Raw genomic sequence first — 562 nt, 5'->3', positions numbered from 1 at the left:
GCAATCAAATGCAGCAATCAAATGCAGCAATCAAATGCAGCAATCAAAGTGTACAGCCAGTCTATTCACAGCCAATCGGCTGCCTGAATAAAGGCTGACAACACACTTTGATAAAGCGTTGATAAAACGTTTATAAAATTCCCGCCGTTTGCATCAGCTGATTCATCTGATTCAATTCATCAAACACCGTCATTGATTGCGGCTGCGGGTCATAATCGGAGAGGTATTGGCTGAAATCGGGGTTTTCCAACACCGCATCTTTCAATTCAATGCGCTCGATTTTGTATTGGGGATTATTACCCAATTGACCGGCAATCTGCACTTTATTTTCACCGTCTGCGGTAAACAATTCCAAATAATTCAGATGGTTTTTGTCAAACAGCAAATCCGCCAAACTCAAATCGGTGAAGCGAAGGGTATCCATGCCCGCCGAATCGCTGACAAAATCACTGCCAAACGCACCTTCAAACACATAAACATCATTGCCGGCATCGCCCTCTAAGCTGTCGTTACCCGCGCCGCCGTTCAGAATATCATCGCCGCCGTTGCCTTTGAGTTGGTC

General features: G+C 45.4%; 1 pseudogene. It reads right to left on the bottom strand.

Features of this window, described 5'->3' with window-relative positions:
- Window positions 1-130: 130 nt before the first annotated feature.
- A pseudogene (locus Q384_RS13600) lies at window positions 131-562 on the bottom strand (hypothetical protein); the annotation flags it as partial.

It is taken from the genome of Stenoxybacter acetivorans DSM 19021, assembly GCF_000745895.1.
In the GTDB taxonomy this organism is placed as follows: domain Bacteria; phylum Pseudomonadota; class Gammaproteobacteria; order Burkholderiales; family Neisseriaceae; genus Stenoxybacter; species Stenoxybacter acetivorans.
Note: the sequence above shows the minus strand (reverse complement) of the source record. Positions and strands in the feature narration are given on the sequence as shown.